13 protein-coding genes, 1 tRNA gene and 2 pseudogenes are annotated in these 18,826 nt (G+C 32.0%); 11 read left to right on the forward strand and 5 right to left on the reverse strand.

What is annotated here, in order from left to right; translation table 11 throughout:
• Positions 1-28: 28 nt before the first annotated feature.
• The 3 genes and pseudogenes from FWJ34_RS03575 to FWJ34_RS03585 form a co-directional block, all read left to right on the forward strand.
• Positions 29-127: pseudogene (locus FWJ34_RS03575) on the forward strand (hypothetical protein); the annotation flags it as partial.
• A 30-nt stretch (positions 128-157) separates the two neighbouring features.
• The gene (locus FWJ34_RS03580) at positions 158-943 is read left to right on the forward strand and encodes an OB-fold nucleic acid binding domain-containing protein (RefSeq protein ID WP_308253960.1); all 786 of its coding nucleotides are present in this window, start codon (positions 158-160) and stop codon (positions 941-943) included.
• A 192-nt stretch (positions 944-1,135) separates the two neighbouring features.
• Positions 1,136-1,429: a hypothetical protein gene (locus tag FWJ34_RS03585; RefSeq protein WP_308253961.1), complete on the forward strand. Its 294-nt coding sequence runs from the start codon at positions 1,136-1,138 to the stop codon at positions 1,427-1,429.
• 267 nt (positions 1,430-1,696) lie between these two features.
• On the opposite strand, the gene FWJ34_RS03590 is transcribed toward FWJ34_RS03585, so the two are convergent.
• The 4 genes from FWJ34_RS03590 to gnd all read right to left on the reverse strand — a co-directional run bounded on the left by FWJ34_RS03590 (position 1,697) and on the right by gnd (position 4,771).
• The gene (locus tag FWJ34_RS03590; protein WP_308253962.1) at positions 1,697-2,002 is read right to left on the reverse strand and encodes a hypothetical protein; all 306 of its coding nucleotides are present in this window, start codon (positions 2,000-2,002) and stop codon (positions 1,697-1,699) included.
• A 62-nt stretch (positions 2,003-2,064) separates the two neighbouring features.
• Entirely contained in the window at positions 2,065-2,742 is a 678-nt protein-coding gene (locus FWJ34_RS03595) for a glycoside hydrolase family protein (RefSeq protein WP_308253963.1), read from the reverse strand.
• A 368-nt stretch (positions 2,743-3,110) separates the two neighbouring features.
• Positions 3,111-3,183: transfer RNA gene (locus FWJ34_RS03600), tRNA-Phe, on the reverse strand.
• A gap of 169 nt (positions 3,184-3,352) precedes the next feature.
• Entirely contained in the window at positions 3,353-4,771 is a 1,419-nt protein-coding gene (gene gnd / locus FWJ34_RS03605; protein WP_308253964.1) for a decarboxylating NADP(+)-dependent phosphogluconate dehydrogenase, read from the reverse strand.
• A gap of 152 nt (positions 4,772-4,923) precedes the next feature.
• On the opposite strand from gnd, the gene FWJ34_RS03610 reads away from it, so the two are divergent.
• The 4 genes from FWJ34_RS03610 to FWJ34_RS03625 all read left to right on the forward strand — a co-directional run bounded on the left by FWJ34_RS03610 (position 4,924) and on the right by FWJ34_RS03625 (position 8,146).
• The gene (locus tag FWJ34_RS03610; protein ID WP_308253965.1) at positions 4,924-6,264 is read left to right on the forward strand and encodes a 16S rRNA (cytosine(967)-C(5))-methyltransferase; all 1,341 of its coding nucleotides are present in this window, start codon (positions 4,924-4,926) and stop codon (positions 6,262-6,264) included.
• A gap of 3 nt (positions 6,265-6,267) precedes the next feature.
• Positions 6,268-6,687, forward strand: a complete 420-nt coding sequence (locus FWJ34_RS03615; protein ID WP_308253966.1) for a TerB family tellurite resistance protein — start codon at positions 6,268-6,270, stop codon at positions 6,685-6,687.
• Between the two features lie 191 nt (positions 6,688-6,878).
• Positions 6,879-7,190, forward strand: a complete 312-nt coding sequence (locus FWJ34_RS03620) for a hypothetical protein (RefSeq protein ID WP_308253967.1) — start codon at positions 6,879-6,881, stop codon at positions 7,188-7,190.
• Positions 7,191-7,315: 125 nt separating this feature from the next.
• A complete protein-coding gene (locus tag FWJ34_RS03625) occupies positions 7,316-8,146 on the forward strand; it encodes a carbohydrate ABC transporter permease (RefSeq protein WP_308253968.1) in 831 nt (276 codons plus the stop codon).
• A 105-nt stretch (positions 8,147-8,251) separates the two neighbouring features.
• Here the strand turns inward: FWJ34_RS03625 and FWJ34_RS03630 are convergent, their stop codons facing one another.
• On the reverse strand, positions 8,252-9,751 hold the full coding sequence (locus FWJ34_RS03630) for an iron uptake porin (protein ID WP_308253969.1): 1,500 nt from the start codon (positions 9,749-9,751) through the stop codon (positions 8,252-8,254).
• 357 nt (positions 9,752-10,108) lie between these two features.
• On the opposite strand from FWJ34_RS03630, the gene FWJ34_RS03635 reads away from it, so the two are divergent.
• From FWJ34_RS03635 to crtA, 4 genes and pseudogenes are all read left to right on the forward strand, one after another.
• Positions 10,109-14,926, forward strand: coding sequence for a hypothetical protein (locus FWJ34_RS03635; protein ID WP_308253970.1), 4,818 nt, complete (start codon positions 10,109-10,111; stop codon positions 14,924-14,926).
• An 18-nt stretch (positions 14,927-14,944) separates the two neighbouring features.
• Positions 14,945-15,700, forward strand: a pseudogene (locus FWJ34_RS03640) (translocation/assembly module TamB domain-containing protein); the annotation flags it as partial.
• 627 nt (positions 15,701-16,327) lie between these two features.
• On the forward strand, positions 16,328-17,704 hold the full coding sequence (locus FWJ34_RS03645) for an HD domain-containing phosphohydrolase (protein WP_308253971.1): 1,377 nt from the start codon (positions 16,328-16,330) through the stop codon (positions 17,702-17,704).
• A 186-nt stretch (positions 17,705-17,890) separates the two neighbouring features.
• Positions 17,891-18,781 carry a cyanoexosortase A gene (gene crtA, locus FWJ34_RS03650; protein WP_308253972.1) on the forward strand — a complete coding sequence of 297 codons (891 nt, stop codon included), beginning with the start codon at positions 17,891-17,893 and terminating at the stop codon, positions 18,779-18,781.
• Positions 18,782-18,826: the final 45 nt, after the last annotated feature.

The raw sequence follows: 18,826 nt of genomic DNA on the forward strand, positions 1-18,826 counted from the left end.
AGAAAAAGCGGGGTAAAAATTTCTTAATTTTTCTGATTTTATCGGGAAAATTAACTTAACAACTTTCAATCGTCGAGCCTTAGAAACTTTAACCTATGCTGGGGCATTTGATTCAATTCATGAGAATCGTAAACAGTTAATTGAAAGTTTAGATTTGATGATTACTTGGTCACAAAAACGAACTAAAGAAAAAGAAACAGGACAGTTAAATGTTTTTGATTTAATCTTAAATAATGAGTCTGAATCTAGCTCAAAAACCCGTTATGAAAATGCACCGCAATTACCACAAATTTCCGATTTTTCAGTACAAGAAAAACTTAAATCAGAAAAAGAACATTTAGGGTTTTATGTCTCTGAACACCCTTTAAAACCATTGAAAAATAAAGCTAAAATCTTATCTCCTATTGATATTGGTGAATTATCAGAATATAAATCACGAAAAAAAATGTGTGCGATCGTGATGTTAACAATGATCAAAAATCATATTGATAAAAATAGTAATAATATGGCTTTTTTGACTGTAGAAGATATTACGGGACAGGCAGATGCTATTGTTTTTGCTAGTAATTATGATCAAGTAAAAGAGAATTTATTAGAAGATACACCTTTAATTATTTGGGGAAAAGCCGATCATAAAGATGATAAATCACAAATTATTATTAATAATATTAAAAGAATGGAAAATGTTACCATAGTCTGTATTCGTTTGACTCCAGAACAAGCCTGTCAACCTCAAATACAAGGAAAATTAAAAAGTATGTTACAAGAACAATCAGGAGACAAAAATGATGCAGTAATTCCTGTATTTGCCATTATAGATGGTGTACAAGAAAGAATCTTTGTGCGTTTAGGTGATAACTATTGGGTACAAAATGCGGAAAATACCGTTGAATCTCTTATAAATGGTGGTTTTTCAGCTTATACTCAACCTTTATTAAACTAAAAGGAAAAGAATATATTTCCTGCCTAAGCAATGAGTGAATATATATTGATTGAATGGCATCATGACATGACACCTTAACCAAGAATTAACTATTAACGGACATGGTACTTTTCAAGGATTGAAAAAATATTAAAATGTGAGGTAAGGATAAAGCGAACTATCCATCACCTTTAAATAACTTAATTAATTATTATGTCAGAAGAAAGACTCAGACGAATTGAAATATTATTAGAAACCTGTGCTAAAACTACTGTTGCTAATCAAGCTGAAATAAAAGAAGTTCGACAACAAATTAGTGAACTTACAACACAAACAAATCAACTTACAATACAAATGGCATCTCTTAGTGAAATGTTTATAGAAAGTGTAGGAATTATGAAAACTATGCAATTAGACATAAAAATAATGCAATCAGAAATTAAAGGATTGCAAACGGAGAATAAAAGAATACTAGATCATTTGTTTGGGGATAATCAACAAAATTAGTAAGACTATTTAACTGAGATCTTGCACCAATACATTAATACCTAATAGTCAAAAGGGAAAAAATCAATTCTCTTATGGTTAGTATAATAAAGAATCAATTCTTATCCTCATTACTGGTTACTCATTACTCTCCCTAATCAGTGATTTTTAAACAAGGTGCAAAATCTGAGTTGAACCTCACGTCAGAGATAGGAAAGCTGAAATGCTGATAAAATAAGAATGCTAGGGGGCGGAATTGAACAGCCGACACGAGGATTTTCAGTCTTCTTAATTTTGTTGATTCTCCCCAAACAAATGATCTAATATTCTTTTATTCTCTGTTTGTAATCCTTTTATGTCTGATTGCATATTACGCATAATGCCTACACTTTCTACAAACATTTGACTAAGAGATGCTATTTGTGCTGTAAGTTCACTAATTTGACGATTTGTTTGTGCGGCAAGTTCTTTGATTTCTCTTTTGTTTTCAGTAGTTTGTTCAATCAGTGATCGAATGTCCGCTTGATTGTTAACTGCTACTTTTGTACAAGTTTCTAATAGTATTTCAATTCGTCTAAGTCTTTCTTCTGACATAATAATTAATTAAGTTATTTTAAAGATGATGGATAGTGTACTCCTATCTTTACCTTGTAATTTTATCTTAAAAATAATTGCATTTCTTTTTCTCTTCTTCTAGTCAATCCTGTTAAAATTTTACCGTTTGCTTTATTCCAACGTAAAAATTGTATAGCTACATCTTCTTTACTTTTTCTATTATTTAGCATACTCAACAAAGTTGATCGAGCAAATGCACCAATTCCGATATTGTAAGTCAAGCTAACTAATGCAGAAAATTGATTACTTGTTACTGGTACTTTAATTAATTTTGCTACCTGATCAGCAAAACTTTCAACAGTTATTCTAAGTAATTTATCTGCTTCTTTTTCTGTAATTTTATTTCCTTTAACAACTTTCTTACCATCATTATAAAAGGTGCTACCATAGCCGATCGTCCACACATTGGCAGGGCATAAATAGGCATTGCTACGAAAACTCTCAAATTCTTTAATTAAGCTAATTCCTGCTTCGTTTATTTGTCTTTTGAAAGGATTTTTTAATAAAAATTGTAGGGTAGTTTGTCCAAATAAATAAGGTTCAGTTAAATTATTTTGTTTTTTAAAATCAGTAAAAGCCTTCTCTGTATTTGTCCCATAAATACCGTCAACCGCTAAACTATGCCCCCATTTATTAAGCAAAGACTGCAATTCTTTTAACTCAATTGATGAGAAATCTTTAATATGTTTTGATGTAAGTTTTTTTAGATTATCATACATAATTTAATCTTCTAATTGTCTTACTAAATACCCTAAATATCCACTTTAATTAAATTACCCGATAATGGTTGCGATAATCGCCATTCATGATTATCAGCGTCTAAAGTTCCTATATCAATCCATCTCATAATCCCATTCCTCAATAGATCCGATTGATTATTCAGTGGGAGGTGGTGAACCTTGTTTTACAAGTAGTAATTTTGAGGAAATAAAATATTTACCTTTTAAGTGACTAAAAGTTATCCTGTTATCAAAATGTCATCAAAGTATTTATAAATGGCAATTTAAGAGATTTTCCTGTCTCTGACACGAGGACTATTTAACCTCACGTCAGAGATAGGAAAGGTGAAATGCTAACAAAATAAGAATGCCGGGAGGCGGAATTGAACCGCCGACACGAGGATTTTCAGTCCTCTGCTCTACCAACTGAGCTATCCTGGCTTATTTAATCCACTTATATAGTCTAACGAACTTTTTAAAGATTGTCAAGGGGTTATCTAAAATTTTTTAAAATCTAAATGCCCCACTTTATGATTATCATAATCAATGATAGAAATGGGGCTAGAGAATAAAAAGTAATCTCAACAATTATTTATAAGATACATAGGATTTAAGAAGTCCATTCAGTGTGGAAAAATTCGCCTCTGGGTTTATCCGTACGCTCATAGGTGTGGGCTCCAAAATAATCCCGTTGTGCTTGGGTTAAATTCTGGGGAAGACGATAACTTCTGTAGCTATCAAAGTAGTTCAAAGAAGCACTAAAAGCGGGGATCGGAATACCCATTTTAGTGGCTAAGACTATGACATCACGCCATGCTTGTTGACGATCAAGAATACTTTGTTTAAACTCAGGAGCAAGAAGTAAATTAGGTAAATTAGGATTATCAGTGAAAGCTTTGTTAATTTTGCCTAAGAAACCAGCTTTGATAATACAACCACCCTTCCAAATTCGAGCCACTTCAGGAAGATTAATATTATATTTATATTCGGTGGAAGCCTTAGCAATTAAAGCCATTCCTTGAGCGTAAGAACACATTTTTGAGCAATATAAAGCATCCTTAATTTTAGAGATAAAACTATCTACATCATCATCAAATTTTGCTGTTATTCCCGTTAATTCTTTAGATGCTAAAACTCTTTCTTCTTTGTAACTAGAAATGGCTCTAGCATATACTGCGGCATAAATAGTAGGAATAGGTACACCTAAATCTAAAGAACTTACTACAGTCCAACTACCGGTACCTTTTTGCCCTGCCCTATCGACAATTAAATCAATTAAGTGTTTCCCAGTTTCAGGATCTTTTTTCGGGAAAATATTAGCAGTTATCTCGATTAAGAAAGAATTTAGCTCATCAGTGGTATTCCAATGGGAAAATACTTCGTGTAATTTGTCATTGCTTAATCCTAGTCCATTTTTCAACAAGTCATAAGCCTCTGCGATTAACTGCATATCACCGTATTCAATGCCGTTATGAACCATTTTAACATAATGCCCGGCACCACGAGGTCCAATATAAGTGACACAAGCACCATCATCAACTTGAGCTGCAATTTTGGTTAAAATCGGCTCTAATTCATGATATGCGGTTTCTGTGCCCCCTGGCATCAAAGAAGGACCATTTAAAGCACCTTCTTCACCACCACTTACTCCCATACCCATAAACCCTAAACCTGTGGCTTCAAGCTCATTAGTACGTCTTTCTGTGTCTTCATAGAGGGAGTTACCACCATCGATAATCATGTCTCCTTCTTCTAATAAAGGTTTAAGCTGTTGAATAACTCCATCTACAGGGGCACCAGCTTTTACCATTACCAATATTTTACGGGGACGTTCAAGAGTTTGCACAAATTCTTCTAAAGAGTAGGCGGCTTTTACGTCTTTACCTTGCGCCCTTGTAGCCATAAATTCTTCTGTTTTATTTGGACTACGGTTATAAACAGCGATAGGAAAACCTCTACTTTCGACGTTTAAGGCTAGATTTTCACCCATTACAGCTAATCCAATTACTCCAAAGCTTCTTTTGGTCATAAATAATTCCTATTAATTAATCCTTTTACCTTCAGGTTAGCTCGATCTTCTAGGAATGGTTCAAAAAGATTATCTTAAGTTTTATAAAGTCATCGAAAATGATAAATTACAGGCTAGATTCTTATTCCAAAACTATTCACCCCATCACTATAATGAATAATCCTCGTCAATGCGCTTTTGAGGCTTTACAAGACATCTATAAACGTCATGCTTATATTGATATTGCCTTAGATAAGGTTTTTTCTTCTGCTTCTTTTTCTTCCTTCGATCATCATTTAGTGTCAGAGTTGGTGTATGGTACTGTTAGACGTAAACGAACTCTTGATAGTCTCATTAATCAATTAGCCACAAAAAAGGCTTCTCAACAACCATTAAATTTGCGTATAATTTTACAATTAGGGTTATATCAATTACGTTACCTTGATAAAATTCCTGAGTCGGCGGTGGTGAATACTAGCGTTGATTTAGCTAAAAATAATGGTTTATCTAAACTTTCTGGTGTTGTTAACGGCATTTTACGATCCTATATTAGGTTATCAATAGAAAATGATCCTTTGATTTTGCCATCAGATTTTATTCCTCGTCTGGGGGTTAAATATAGTTTTCCTGATTGGTTAGTTTCTCTTTTTGTCAAACAATTTAATCTCCTGCAGACAGAAAAATTATTAGATTGGTATAATCAAACTCCTACCACTGATTTAAGAGTTAATTCTTTACAAATTACAAGGGCAAATTTACACGAAATTCTGTTAACTCATGGTATAAAAACAACTTTTTTACCTCACCTTCCTCATGGTTTAAGGTTAACTAATTCTGTGGGAAAGATCACCCAATTAGACTGTTTTCAACAGGGTTTGTTTACCATTCAAGATGCTAGTGCACAACTTGTTTCTCATTTTCTTAATCCTCAACCCCATGAAATTATTATTGATGCTTGTGCAGCACCTGGTGGAAAAACTACTCATATCGCCGAGTTAATGCAGGATACTGGTACTATTATCGCATGCGATCGCCATTTATCTCGGTTAAAAAAAATAACAGAAAACGCCAAAAGATTAAAATTACAATCAATTCAAGTGGTAGAAGGTGATAGTAGTCAGTTGATGGAATGGGAAAATAAAGCGGATAAAGTATTAGTTGATGTACCCTGTTCAGGATTAGGCACGTTACATAAAAATCCCGACATTCGTTGGCATAAAAAACAAGAAGAGATTAAACCATTGACACAATTACAGCTAAAAATTCTGGAAAATTCAGCAAAATGGGTCAAAAATAGCGGTATTTTAGTTTATTCTACTTGTACCTTAAATAAAGAAGAAAATGAGGATATTATCACTAAATTTTTAGAAAATAATCCTTCATGGCAGTTAGCCGACAAAAATAATGATTCAAATTCAGATTTTTCGATAACATCAAAGGGGATAGTTAAAATATTCCCCCCAGCAGATAATATGGATGGATTTTTTATGGCTAAATTAATCAAAGGAGAGTAACTCATGACAAAGGAAAATAAAACTAAATTATTGGTTAAAATTTTGGTAGGCACGGCATGGATTGATGGTATTATTCAATCTCAAGAAAGAAAATACTTACAAAAAGTAGTAACAGAAAATAACCTTAATGATGATGTAGAAATTAAATCTTTATTATCAGAAATTAAGCCTGTTAATCCATCTGAATGTTATGAATGGTTAGAAGAATATTTAGGCAAAAATCCCACTGAAAAAGATTATGAAGAATTATTAGGAGCGATTAGTGCCTTAGTTTATAGTGATGGAGATGTGGATATTCAAGAAGCAAAACTTTTAAATCGTTTACAAAATTTAGATCCTCATTCTCAAGGTAAAAAATCTAGTTTTGAACAAATTATTAATTCTATTAGACAACTATATAATAAAGCTATTTCTCATAAATAAGAATCAATTAACAATCTCATAATAAGTAATAAGTAATTAGTTTTAATCAGGATACCCAGCAATTAAATCATTCAATAAGTATTTGTACTTATAATAACTAGAATGTTAAATTTAATTAACAAAATCATCTTCTCAAAAAAACATTTGATAATCTGAAAAAGTAAGTAAGAAATAAAAGCTCACAAAGGGTAATGAAACATTTTTCTGATGATTGGATTAAAGAATGGTGTCAAGACAACGGTTGGACCGACTTATTTGTAGAACGTCTTGATTATTGGGCGTTTCCTCCTCATGGCGTGATGCCTCTCCCTATTCCGAAAGAAACTTTAATTCAAATCAAGGCTGAAAAAGGCTTTTCTCAAGAAGAAAAAATTTGGTTATCAATCGCTATTGGTATTAGTGTAACAGGTATAACTTTAAGTTATTTATTAAACTCTCCTATGCCTTTAGTTTTTGCCTTTGCTTTTACTTCCATTGTCATTGGCAATTTTGAGTTAGATTAAATATAGCCACTCTCAGTTAATTGTGCAAATAGCTTTTGTTTTTACCACCTAACTCTGAGGAAAAAGATAAGCTGATAAAGTGCATTAATGATTTAGAATTGCTATATATATAACTTATCCTAGGCATGAATATAAAAACCCAAAATTTTATCAAACAAAATACCTCTTTTCAAAGAAGTCAAATTGTTAGTTTTTTATTGCTTTTAAGTGGATTAGTTATTATTTTATCACCATTAATAATTGTTCTTTATACTTCTTTTTTTTCCTATTCTAATAATCCTAGTTTTACCTTTAAATATTATCAAGAAGCATGGGAAAAAGGTAATTTTTTACTGGGGTTTACTAATTCTAGCATAGTGGCGATCGCCGTAACAATTTTTCAAGTAATAACTTCAATTTTAGCAGGTTATGCCTTAGCGAGATTAGAATTTAGAGGGAAAAATATAGTTTTATTATTAATTTTAGCAACTCTAGTAATTCCTTTTCAAATATTAGTAATTCCGATTTTTTTAATCCTTAAATCAGGAAATTTAATTAATACTTATTGGGCATTAATCTTACCAACAGCAGCCAGTGGATTTGGTATCTTTTTAATGCGTCAATATTTTAGCACCATTCCTATAGAGTTAGAACAAGCAGCCACCTTAGATGGTGCAAATACCTTACAAATAATTTGGTATATTCTCTTTCCTTTAGCCAAACCAGCTATTATTACTCTGTCTCTATTTACCTTTATCGGTGAATGGAATGACTTATTTAAACCCCTCGTCTTCACCAACAACCCTAATTTAATCACCGTACAATTATCATTAGCCTCTTTTCAAGAACAGTTTACCAGTAATTGGTCATTATTAATGGCGGCAGTAATTATTGCAACTATTCCTGTCATAATATTATTTATAATTGGGCAAAAACAGTTTATAGAGGGCATTGGCACTACCGGAATCAAAAATTAACTATTGCCGAAATTCTATCATAATTCTCACAAAAAAAAAGGCAACCAACACTTTTATGGTGCGATCGCCTATAATAAAAAAAAGGTGGAGAAATCCGTGGGGGAGTTAGAATTTAAAAGTAGTTCTTACAACCCCCACCCATACAGTATCGTTGCGACTGTCATGGTTAGGATTAAATACTACATAAGTACCGGGAGTAATGATAATATTGTCACTAACAGGATATTTATATTGTAACTCTAATAAATAAGAGGTATTACGATCATCAGAATCTTTAGGAGGCATACCACCGGCAAAAGATAAAATTGCTCCTTCTTTACCTATATCCAGAAAAGAGACATTACCTGCCCATGTCCACAATTCTGTATTATCACGAGAACCTCTTCCCGTAGCTTGTTGTTGTAAGTTATCTGCCGAAGCATAACCGCCCCAACCAGAGATATTGACTTTATTTGCAATACGCCAAGTGCCTTGTAAACCAACACGATGAGCATTAGCTGCACTACCTGCAAAAGGATTTGCACCGATAGGACTTCCTGTACTATCTGTTAAATTCACTTCCGTTTGAGGTTGATAAGTATAAAGATATGCTAAAGATAACTTTAAAGGTTTAGAAGGAGAAAAACCAATTTGAGCACCTGTACTAAAAGCACCATTAAAAAACCCTTTTCCGTCTTCAGGACTTGACGCATTTCGAGCGACATAAAGAGTATTAAAGTTCCATTGATCATTTAATTTAACTTTTATACCACCTCCAGTACCTTCAGGTCCACGAAATACAAGGGGATTACGGCGAAAAAAGCGAGTTAACGTGCCGGTAGAATCACTTTCTAAATAAGGGTTATCCACATCAAATACTTTATCAATATTCATAGCATTTGTACCGACAAAAGCAGTAATTTTATTACCGATAGGGAAACGATAGAATAAATCATCTAATACCATGTCATTACTGGTATTGGTGTCATAGCTTAATCGTGTCATATCAGTATTACCGTTAAAAGGTATAATATTTCCTGCCTGAATACGCACCCTTAATCTATCTTTACCCATAAAACTGGTATCAAAATTAAAACGACTCCGATAACTCAACACCGTCTGATTTTCGTTAACTGGCTTTGCCCCTTTTGTTAAACCATCAAAGCTAGAAGTATCATCATTAAATGCCGTTGCCAAACTCATGATGACTTCGCCTGTAAGTTTAGTTGTCGTAGAAAATTGATTATCTTCTAAAAAAGCAACCCTACCTTCTAAATTATCAACCCTTGCACCTAATGCTGCCAATTCTGTTTCAAATTCTGTTATTAATCGCTTTAATTTCTCAATATCAGATCTTAAAACTGACTCACTAGAAGCAATTAAACGTTCCATTTGTTGCATACAAGCATTTAAACCGGCAGCAAACTCATAACGATTTAAAGCACGATTTCCCCTGAATGTACGATCAGGATAACCTACTATACATCCATAACGTTCTACAAGGTTTCTTAAGGCTTCAAATGCCCAATCTGTAGGGGATACATCCCTTAGTTGCGACACAGAAGTAACTTGTTCAAAAGAATTGTTTTCTACATCAAAAGAAGCCGTATCAGTGCTTATTTCCATAGCGTTGACGGAAGATGCCAACACAAGCGAAGCTAAGGCCTTCAACGGTATCGTTAGCGACAATTTGCTTATAGAGGGTAACATTAATTCCTTACACCAAAATTAAAATTATTGACTTTTATATTCAATAAACTATAACTTAAAATAAAATTTATTGCAAATAAATATTAATAATTTGGAGAAACTTATCTTATTTGTTTTGACAAAATTACTCCTCAGAGATTTTTCTATCTCTCGCAAAGGCGCAAAGGGTTTTTGGTTTCTCACTCAATTTTTGAAAGAAGGAAAAAAGATTCAGATTGCTAGGATAATTAAGTTAAGCTAAGAGTTAATGCTTCTAAGATTTCGGTGTTTGATATGATTGATACTTCTAATTATTCTTTTTCACACAATCCAGAGGAAAACCAGACTCAATCTTTGGAGTTGCAAAGAAAATATTATTTTTGGCGATGGTTTCTTTCTCTTTGCTTGTTATTTTTGGGGGGAGGGTTAAGTTATGGTTGGTATTTTTTGACTCAAAAGTTAATTCCTCTCATCGAAACACCCGTTAGTCATTATATTTCTCGCCCCGTTAAATTAGGTAAGATAGAAGCTGTTTCTTTCACGAAAATTAGGTTAGGTGAAACTCGCATTGATTCCACTGAAAATGAAAATGATTCTGTTATCGCAGAAGCCATAGAAATTAGTTTTAACCCTTTACAGTTATTAGGCAAAAATGTTGATTTAGGGATTTCTGTTATTAATAGTAGTGTTTATTTGCAACAAAATAAAGATGATAGCTGGATTAATATAAAATTAAACCCTAGTAATGAGCAACAAATTTTAAAATGGAATTTTAATGTCGATAAGATTCAGCTTAAAAATAGTCAACTAATTGTTAAAAATAATCATCATTTAAAAGATTTACCCTCCTTTGTTACTCAACTAATTATTCCTTCCGCTAATATCAGTTTTCAAAATAATCAATCCTTCTTTCAACTTAAGGGTAATTTTCTTCAAGGAGGAGATATTAATATTACTGGTTTACATAACTTTAATCAAAATCAATGGTTATTAAAAATTAATAGTCAAGACTTAGCTATTAATACTCTTAATAATTTAATGATTCTTCCTATCGATGCTAATTCGGGAAAAGTTGACGGAAATGTGTCTTTAAATTTTTCTCATAATATTTTAGATAACATTCAAGGAGACGTTACCTTTAATCATGTTAATTTTAAATTGCCTAATTTACCAAATCAATTAACTGAAAGTCAAGGAAAAGTTACCTTTGATAATGAATTAGTCAAGTTAGAAAATATTAATACTAATTTAGGGTTAATTAATACTCAAGTTAATGGTGTTATTCACAAGAATCAGCAGTTAAATATTCAAGCTAATACTACCAAGCCTATTGAGATAAAAAATGTATTTTCTTCCTTAAATTTAGACACTGATAATTTAGAGACAATAGGAAAAGTTACTGGCAAAGTTAATCTACTAGGGGATATTCATAACCCGAAAATTTCGGCAAATATTGTTAACAGTGGAATCACACAATTTGAGAAAATTCCTTTTAATAAAGTCACCACTAATTTAGATATTCATAACAATCAATTAATAATCAACAATGTTAGTTTAATTCCGACAATTGGAGGAGAAGTTACCGCCACAGGAAAAATCAATTTATTGCAAAAAAAAGATGATAGTTTTAACATTTCTTTGACGGGAAAAAATATAGACGGGAAAAAGTTAGTCTCTATTTATCAACAAGAGTTACCTATTAATGTCGGTTTAATCTCAGGCAACTATAACTTATCAGGAAATTGGCAACAATTTAATCAAGCCAAGTTAACGGGTATTTCTACAGTGGAGTTAGCAGGAGGTAAAGCTAATATTGACAATTTAGAAGTCAATCACGACACATGGCGAGGAGAAGTGACATTGGCAGGAGTTAAGTTAACACAGTTACCGATTCTTGATTGTCAAAAAATTGGTTGTAATGACTCATTCTTAAATGGTGAATTTCAGGCATCAGGTAAAAACGAGAAAATTGACGCAACCAGTCTTAATCTATTGGGAAATTTTGATGTTAATTTTAGCGGCGGAAAACTTAACTTAATTAATACTAAAATTAGTCAAGGTAATTGGCAGACATTAATAACCGCAGAAAATCTTCTTCTTTCTCAATTGCCTCTGGTTAAGTTAACTTCACTAGGGATTGACGGAGGAAAAGTTAGCACTAATTTAGACGTGAAAGGAAATTTAACTAATAATGACAAGATTCAAATTCAAGGAAAAGGAAAACTAGATTTACCTGAAGGAAGAATTAACATTAATAACTTTACTTTAGCTAAAGATAATTTTATCGCCGAAACCAATACTGTGAATTTTTCTCTCCATAAGATAACAGAAAATTTACGAGGAGATGTTAGTGGCAAAGTAACAGCAAGAGGAAATATTAATAATCTCACAGCCGAAAAAATTAACCTTGATGGCGACTTGGTTTTTAGTCAAGGAATTAGTCTTATTAATCAACCAATTTCGGCGAATTTTTCTTGGAATGGCGAAAACTTAAGGTTAAATAAAGGCATGAGTGATGGTATTCAAGCAAAAGGAATTATTAATGTTGATATAAATACCAAGACAGTAAAAGATATTGACTTAGATATTGTTGCTAAGGAAATCGATTTACAAAATTTATCCTTACCTTCTTCTCTCGACATCCTTAACTATCAAGGAAAAGTTGACTTTCTAGGTAATTTGCAAGGGAAAATTTCACAACCACAATTAAAAGGTAAAGTCACAGTTAATAATTTTCAACTGGTTAACCTTGCTTTTTCTTCCTTACAAGGTAACATAACAGCAAACCTCAACGAAGGTTTAAACTTAAAACTTAATGCCGTTAACTCTCACGAAAAATTTTATTTACAACTGGATAAAGAAAACCAACCTCAATTAATCGACTTACAAATTAAAGAGACTCAAGTTAAAGCAATTAAAAATGATGAAATTTTAGCGATAAATGCCATCAATATTCCTTTAGATACAGTAACAAAAACATGGTTAAGTTATTTACCTAGCAACGTCAAAAAAATTGGAGGGAATCTTATCGCCGATGTAAGCCTTAACTTGAATAATTATGAATTGGTAACGGGAAATATCGTTATAGATAAACCAAGTATCAATCATTTACAAGGAGACAAACTAACAACTCAACTTTCAGAAGAAAAAGGAGTTATTAAAATTGAAGACGGAAAATTAAGTCATCAACAAAATGAATATCTTTTCGCTGGAGAATTACAACCTTTCGCAGAGAATCCGCAACTGAAGGCAAAAGTAGAAATCAAAGAAGGTGAGATACAAAATCTTTTAAGTAGTTGGCAAATTTTCGAGTTGAAAGATATACCTCAAGGATTTCAACCTCGTGAATATAGCAAAGCTAATGATTTATATTCCGTAAACTTTAATAGTAATAGTCAAGAAAAATCTGTCTCTTCTTCTTCTCCCTTATCTAATAGTCAAGAAAAATCTGTCTCTTCTTCTCCTTCCTTATCTAATAGTCAAGAAAAATCTGTCTCTTCTTCTCCTTCCTTATCTAATAGTCAAGAAAAATCTGTTTCTTCTCCTTCCTTATCTAATAGTCAAGAAAAATCTGTTTCTTCTCCTTCCTTATCTAATAGTCAAGAAAAATCTGTCTCTTCTCCTTCTCCCTTATCTAATAGTCAAGAAAAATCTGTCTCTTCTTCTTCTCCCTTATCTAATAGTCAAGAAAAAATCTTACCTTCTTCTCCTTCCTTATCTAATAGTCAAGAAAAAACCTTACCTTCTTCTCCTTCCTTATCTAATAGTCAAGAAAAATCTGTCTCTTCTCCTTCCTTATCTAATAGTCAGGCAAACCCTCTAGTTTCTATTCAGGGAAATGATGATTCTTTATTAGATACTTTGACTTTTTTCCGCAAAATTGAAGCACAATTAAAGCAAGTCGAGACTAATCGTCTTAATGCTAGTTTACCGAGTTTGGAAAGTTTACAAGGAAAATTAACAGGCGGTATAAATATTAATCTTTCTTTTCAACAAGGCATTAAGGCTGAATTTGATTTTCGTGGATATAATTGGCTATGGGGAAAATACCGAGGAGATTCGTTACAGGCAACTGGTAGTTATGATAATGGTTTGCTGACTTTATTACCTGTAAAAATACAAAGTGATAATAGCATTTTATCTTTAACTGGAACTTTTAAATCAGAGAGAATTTCTGGAGAGGTAATGCTGTCTAATTTTTCTATTTCTCAACTTAAAAAGGTAGCAAATTTTCCTGAAATTTTAAATATTGATGGAGTTATAAATGCCAGTATTGCTGTTAGTGGTAGTGAAGAAAAACCTTTAGCTAAAGGCAATATTGAATTAACTGACTCTAGTATAAATGGCACTAAAATTGATAAAACTACTGCTAGTTTTGGCTTTAGAAACTCTCGAATTGATTTTTTAGCTAATAGTAACTTAACTGAAAATACTCAACCTTTAACTTTAATTGGTAGTTTACCTTTTCAATTATTTTCTAACTCTCTTTTACCAGAAAACAACAACTTTTTACTAAAGCTAAATTTAACCCAAGATGGCTTTGCTTTATTAGATATTCTCAGTAATAATCAACTTAATTGGCTTAAGGGTGAGGGTGATATTAATTTAGATATTAATGGTAAATATTCCCAAATTAGAAACCAAATTACTGACATTTATACTCAAGGAATTGCTACTTTTAAAAATGGGGTTATTGGCCGCAAAATTCTTCTTGATAATCCTATTACTAATATTAATGGTCAAGTGTTCTTTAATTTTGATCAATTAACTATTCCCCATTTAACGGGCAATTTTAGTGGAGGAAATATTGCGATTGCTGGTGGTTTACCTTTAATAAACAACAGTTTTTCTCATGATTCTTTGAATATTAATGTCGATGATTTAGCTTTAAATGTCAATAGTTTATATCAAGGTAGCGCTCACGGTTTAATTAATGTTTCTAATTCGGCGATCGCCCCTAAAATTGGTGGTAAAATTAAATTATATAATGGGGAAATTAAAGTAGGAGAAAAATCAGATAATTATACTGAAAATATCAAAAAAAATAATTTTATTAACACAAATTTTAATAACTTGCAACTAATTTTAGATAAAAATTTTTCAATTAAATAACCAGCATTATTAAATTTAAAAGCTGAAGGTAGTACTTATATAAATGGAGAATTAGATAAATTAAAACCAGAGGGAATTATTACTTTAAGAGGTGGAAATTTAAACTTATTTACCAGTCAATTAAAGTTAACAAATAACTATAATAATATCGCTAAATTTACTGCTGATAATGGTTTTATTCCTTACTTAGATTTACAGTTAGAAGGCTCTGCAACAGAAACAATGAGGTATCAATTTGCTGATAATTATAACCCTAACGAGATTCGAGATATAACGAATTCTTCTTTAAATAAAGCTCAAACTATTAGAATCAAAGCTAATGTAAAAGGTTGGAGTAATAACTTAGTAAATAATATCCAATTAAGTAGTAGTCCTCAAAGAAATCAAACAGAAATTATTGCTCTTTTAGGAGGAGGATTTTTTAATAATTTTGGTGATGGAGATGGTAATTTAGGATTAGCCAATTTAGCTAGTGCTGCTTTTTTAGGAAGTGTGCAAGGACAATTACAAAAACAATTTGGATTTGATCAATTAAGGTTATTTCCTACTCAAATACTTAACAGTGAAAATCGTAAATCTAGTTTTGCTTTAGGTGCAGAATTAGGTTTAGATATAACAGATAATTTGTCTGTTTCTATCACTAAAATTTTAACTGATGAACAAGCCCCAAGCTATAGTCTTAGATATCGTTTTAATGACCAATTTATTTTAAGGGGTTTAAGTGACTTTGAGCAAGATAGCCGAGGGGTGATAGAATTTGAACATCGTTTTTAAAAATCAGTAGGCGGAAATATAAGACACGAGTGCAAAATAAAAATTAAAATCTATTTTAGATGGGAAATTATCAATTTTAATAACTATTGTCCGAAGAATTTAGAATGAAGATTTTACAAGAGCATCGTGTAACTTGTGCAACAAGTCTATAGTTTCGTGTTATCAGGGGCAGTTTTCAAAAAATAAGTAAAAATCAATAATAATTTGAATTAGTTATTTTCAAAAAATTAGTTTTTTCGCCTTTTTTTTACTTTTGAATTTTCGTTTTAATTTGACAAAGCGATTGCCTTTAAAATTTAGTGTTACTTAAGTTCTACATATGATTATTGATGGAGATAAGTAATATAGCAGATAACGAGTTGATTAGGATGTTTTGACTCAGATCTTGCACCAATACAATAATACCAATAAAATAAAACGGGAAAAATCAATTTTAGGAGTTTTAAAATCAATTCTGATTACTTTTCCCTCTTTCCTCTTCCCTATCCTCCCTGCATTCAAAATCTTAACTTCCGTAATGATACCTTTAACATTTTAGCAATCAGGAATTAGGAATATTACTTATTACTCATTGAATATGATATATTGAAAAAAAGTCTTGAGCTTGTCTATTTTCCTTGTGTAAGAATGCCACCAGAATCTACCCTTCATCAATTAAGAAAAAATCTTCCCGAAGGTGAATTGCCTTCTAGTTATGGTGTTTATTATAAGAACACTCTTGTAGCTCTTTGTCATGCTTTAGAGGATCACATTTTACAACATACCTATGAAGATGAAATATATAAGCCTTTGGTATTAGTTACTTTTCAACGGGGTAAGTGGTATATTCAGGAAGCTGATCGATATTGGGATTTAGCTCAACATTCTCGACAAGTAGCTATCGCAGCAGTGGCAGACAGTGGTTTTGCCTCTCATCGTACCAGTCAATTAGAGAATGTGGATTTAGTGCATTTAAGAGAAGATGATAGTTTTGTAGAAGAATGGAATTTAGTTATTTTAGCGCCAGATTATGCGGCGATGGTGCTTTGTCACGAACTCTCCCCAGAAGAATATAAAGGCGGAACTCAACCGCAAATCGATACAGAGAGGAAGTTTTACGGTTTATGGACATTTGATCGCAATTTAGTTGAAAAAGCTGTTGACATCTTAACTCAACGGATGAAACCCTATAATGTACCTTTAGGGGATAAATTAGAGAAAATGCGGTGGCAAATTAAATATATTTCTCCGTTAGGAATTGTAGATTTAACAGGGGTAGTTAGTCGTATTATTTCTTATCTACAAACCAGTCAACAAGAATTAGTCACTGTTAACCGTCAAACAAGAGAATTAAGAGATTTAGAAGGACAAGCATTAAAACTTAGTCGTAATCTTGCGGCTAGTAAACTTCAAGCCTTCCTCAGAATGGCACAAAAAGTAGATAACAATGATCCTTTTAATTCCTATGCTTCTTTACAAGTAGCAGCATTAGCAGAAACCTTAGGGCAAATTCTCGATTTACCAACCCTACAATTAAGACGTTTAAGATTAGCTGGTTTATTATTTCGTATTGGTTTAGCAGAAGCACCCACAGAAATATTTACCAGTAGTTTTGAGCAATTTAATTCTAATGCTAATAAATTTTGGCGAGATCGATCCGTTTTAGGGGCTCATTTATTAGCCTCCATGAGCGAATTAGAACCGATCACAAAAATCGTCTATCATCAATTAGAATATTGGGATGGTAGTGGCAACCCGGATGGTTTAAAAGCGGAAGAAATCCCGTTAGAATCAAGAATTTTGGGCTTGGTGAGCTATTTTCAAGAATTAACTCAAACTAGAGGTGATAGACAAGCCTATAGTCTTGGGGAAGCCTTTGATCAATGTGAACAATATAGTAATATCAGATTCGATCCTAGTTTAGTCGATTCTCTAAAAACCGTGATTCGTTTAACAGAAATGGGATTAATGCAATTACCAGATCGTCCAAGTCAATTACCTCCTGTTTGGTTGAATTCTATTTAATAACTCATGATCTCATAATCGCTTTAAAATCAATTATTATCACCAATGAGCTCTTCCCTCTTCCCAAAACCGCTCCCTAACTCGCTCATTTATGATGCCGGTGCAAGATCTGAGTTAAAGATTAATATTTTAAAAAAGCTAAAATATACTTAAATATAAATAGTTACTCAAAGATCTGAAATTGATATGAATACGGAAAAATTAAATCCGACAGAATTAATGAGGAATTATGGCTTTTGGATGTGGTTTGTTTTGTCTGCTTTAGTAGCTATAAATTTAACTATTTTTTACAAAATGAATAATATTGCTCATGCTGGAATGAGTGGTTTATTTTGGTTAGCTATTTATTCAATGTTGTGGGATAAACGTCACGAATTAAAATTCAAAAGAGAACTTTTCCCAAGTATTTTAGGAGTGTTGTTGATTGGATGGACTTTATTTGTCAGTAAATCTATTCCTACAGAAAAAGAAAATAATCTTCTCAGTATTGCACCTTTTGTTTTCTCTTTAGGTGTTAGTTTAATCGCTTCAGGTTTTTATGGATTAAAACAATTTAAGGGAGAATTATTAATTATTTTTTTCTTAGGTGTTCCTAGAGTTATATTAAACTTATTTACCGATATTTCCCCTTTTACTGCGAAAGTATCTTCTTTTATTCTCCATTATTTAGGATTTAATGTTTTATTAGATGGAGTTTTTATTCGTTTACCACAAGGTAGTGTTAAAGTTTATGAGGGTTGTTCTGGAATTGAGTCCATGACTTATGTTTTAGGATTATCCGTAATCTGCTTAATTATGTTTCCCATTTCTAAAAAATATAATTATATAGTCGCTTTTATGGCTATTTTGATCGGATTTTTAGTCAATACTATGCGAGTAGTCTTAATGTCTATTTTAGTGGGAATGGGTAAAAGAGAAGCCTTTTTATATTGGCACGAAGGAGACGGTTCATTGGTTTTTGGTATGATTGCAGTTATTACTTTTGCTGGATTTTATTGGTTTTTGATGAATCGAAGTGAACAAAATATCAAATCTTCATCTGAGGAAGAAAATTTTTTTAATAATGATTTTTTTTAATACTTAAATATAATATCAGAGAATTTATTTAAGTGTTTCTCTAAT

The sequence above is a fragment of the Geminocystis sp. GBBB08 genome, assembly GCF_016743215.1.
Classification (GTDB): domain Bacteria; phylum Cyanobacteriota; class Cyanobacteriia; order Cyanobacteriales; family Cyanobacteriaceae; genus Geminocystis.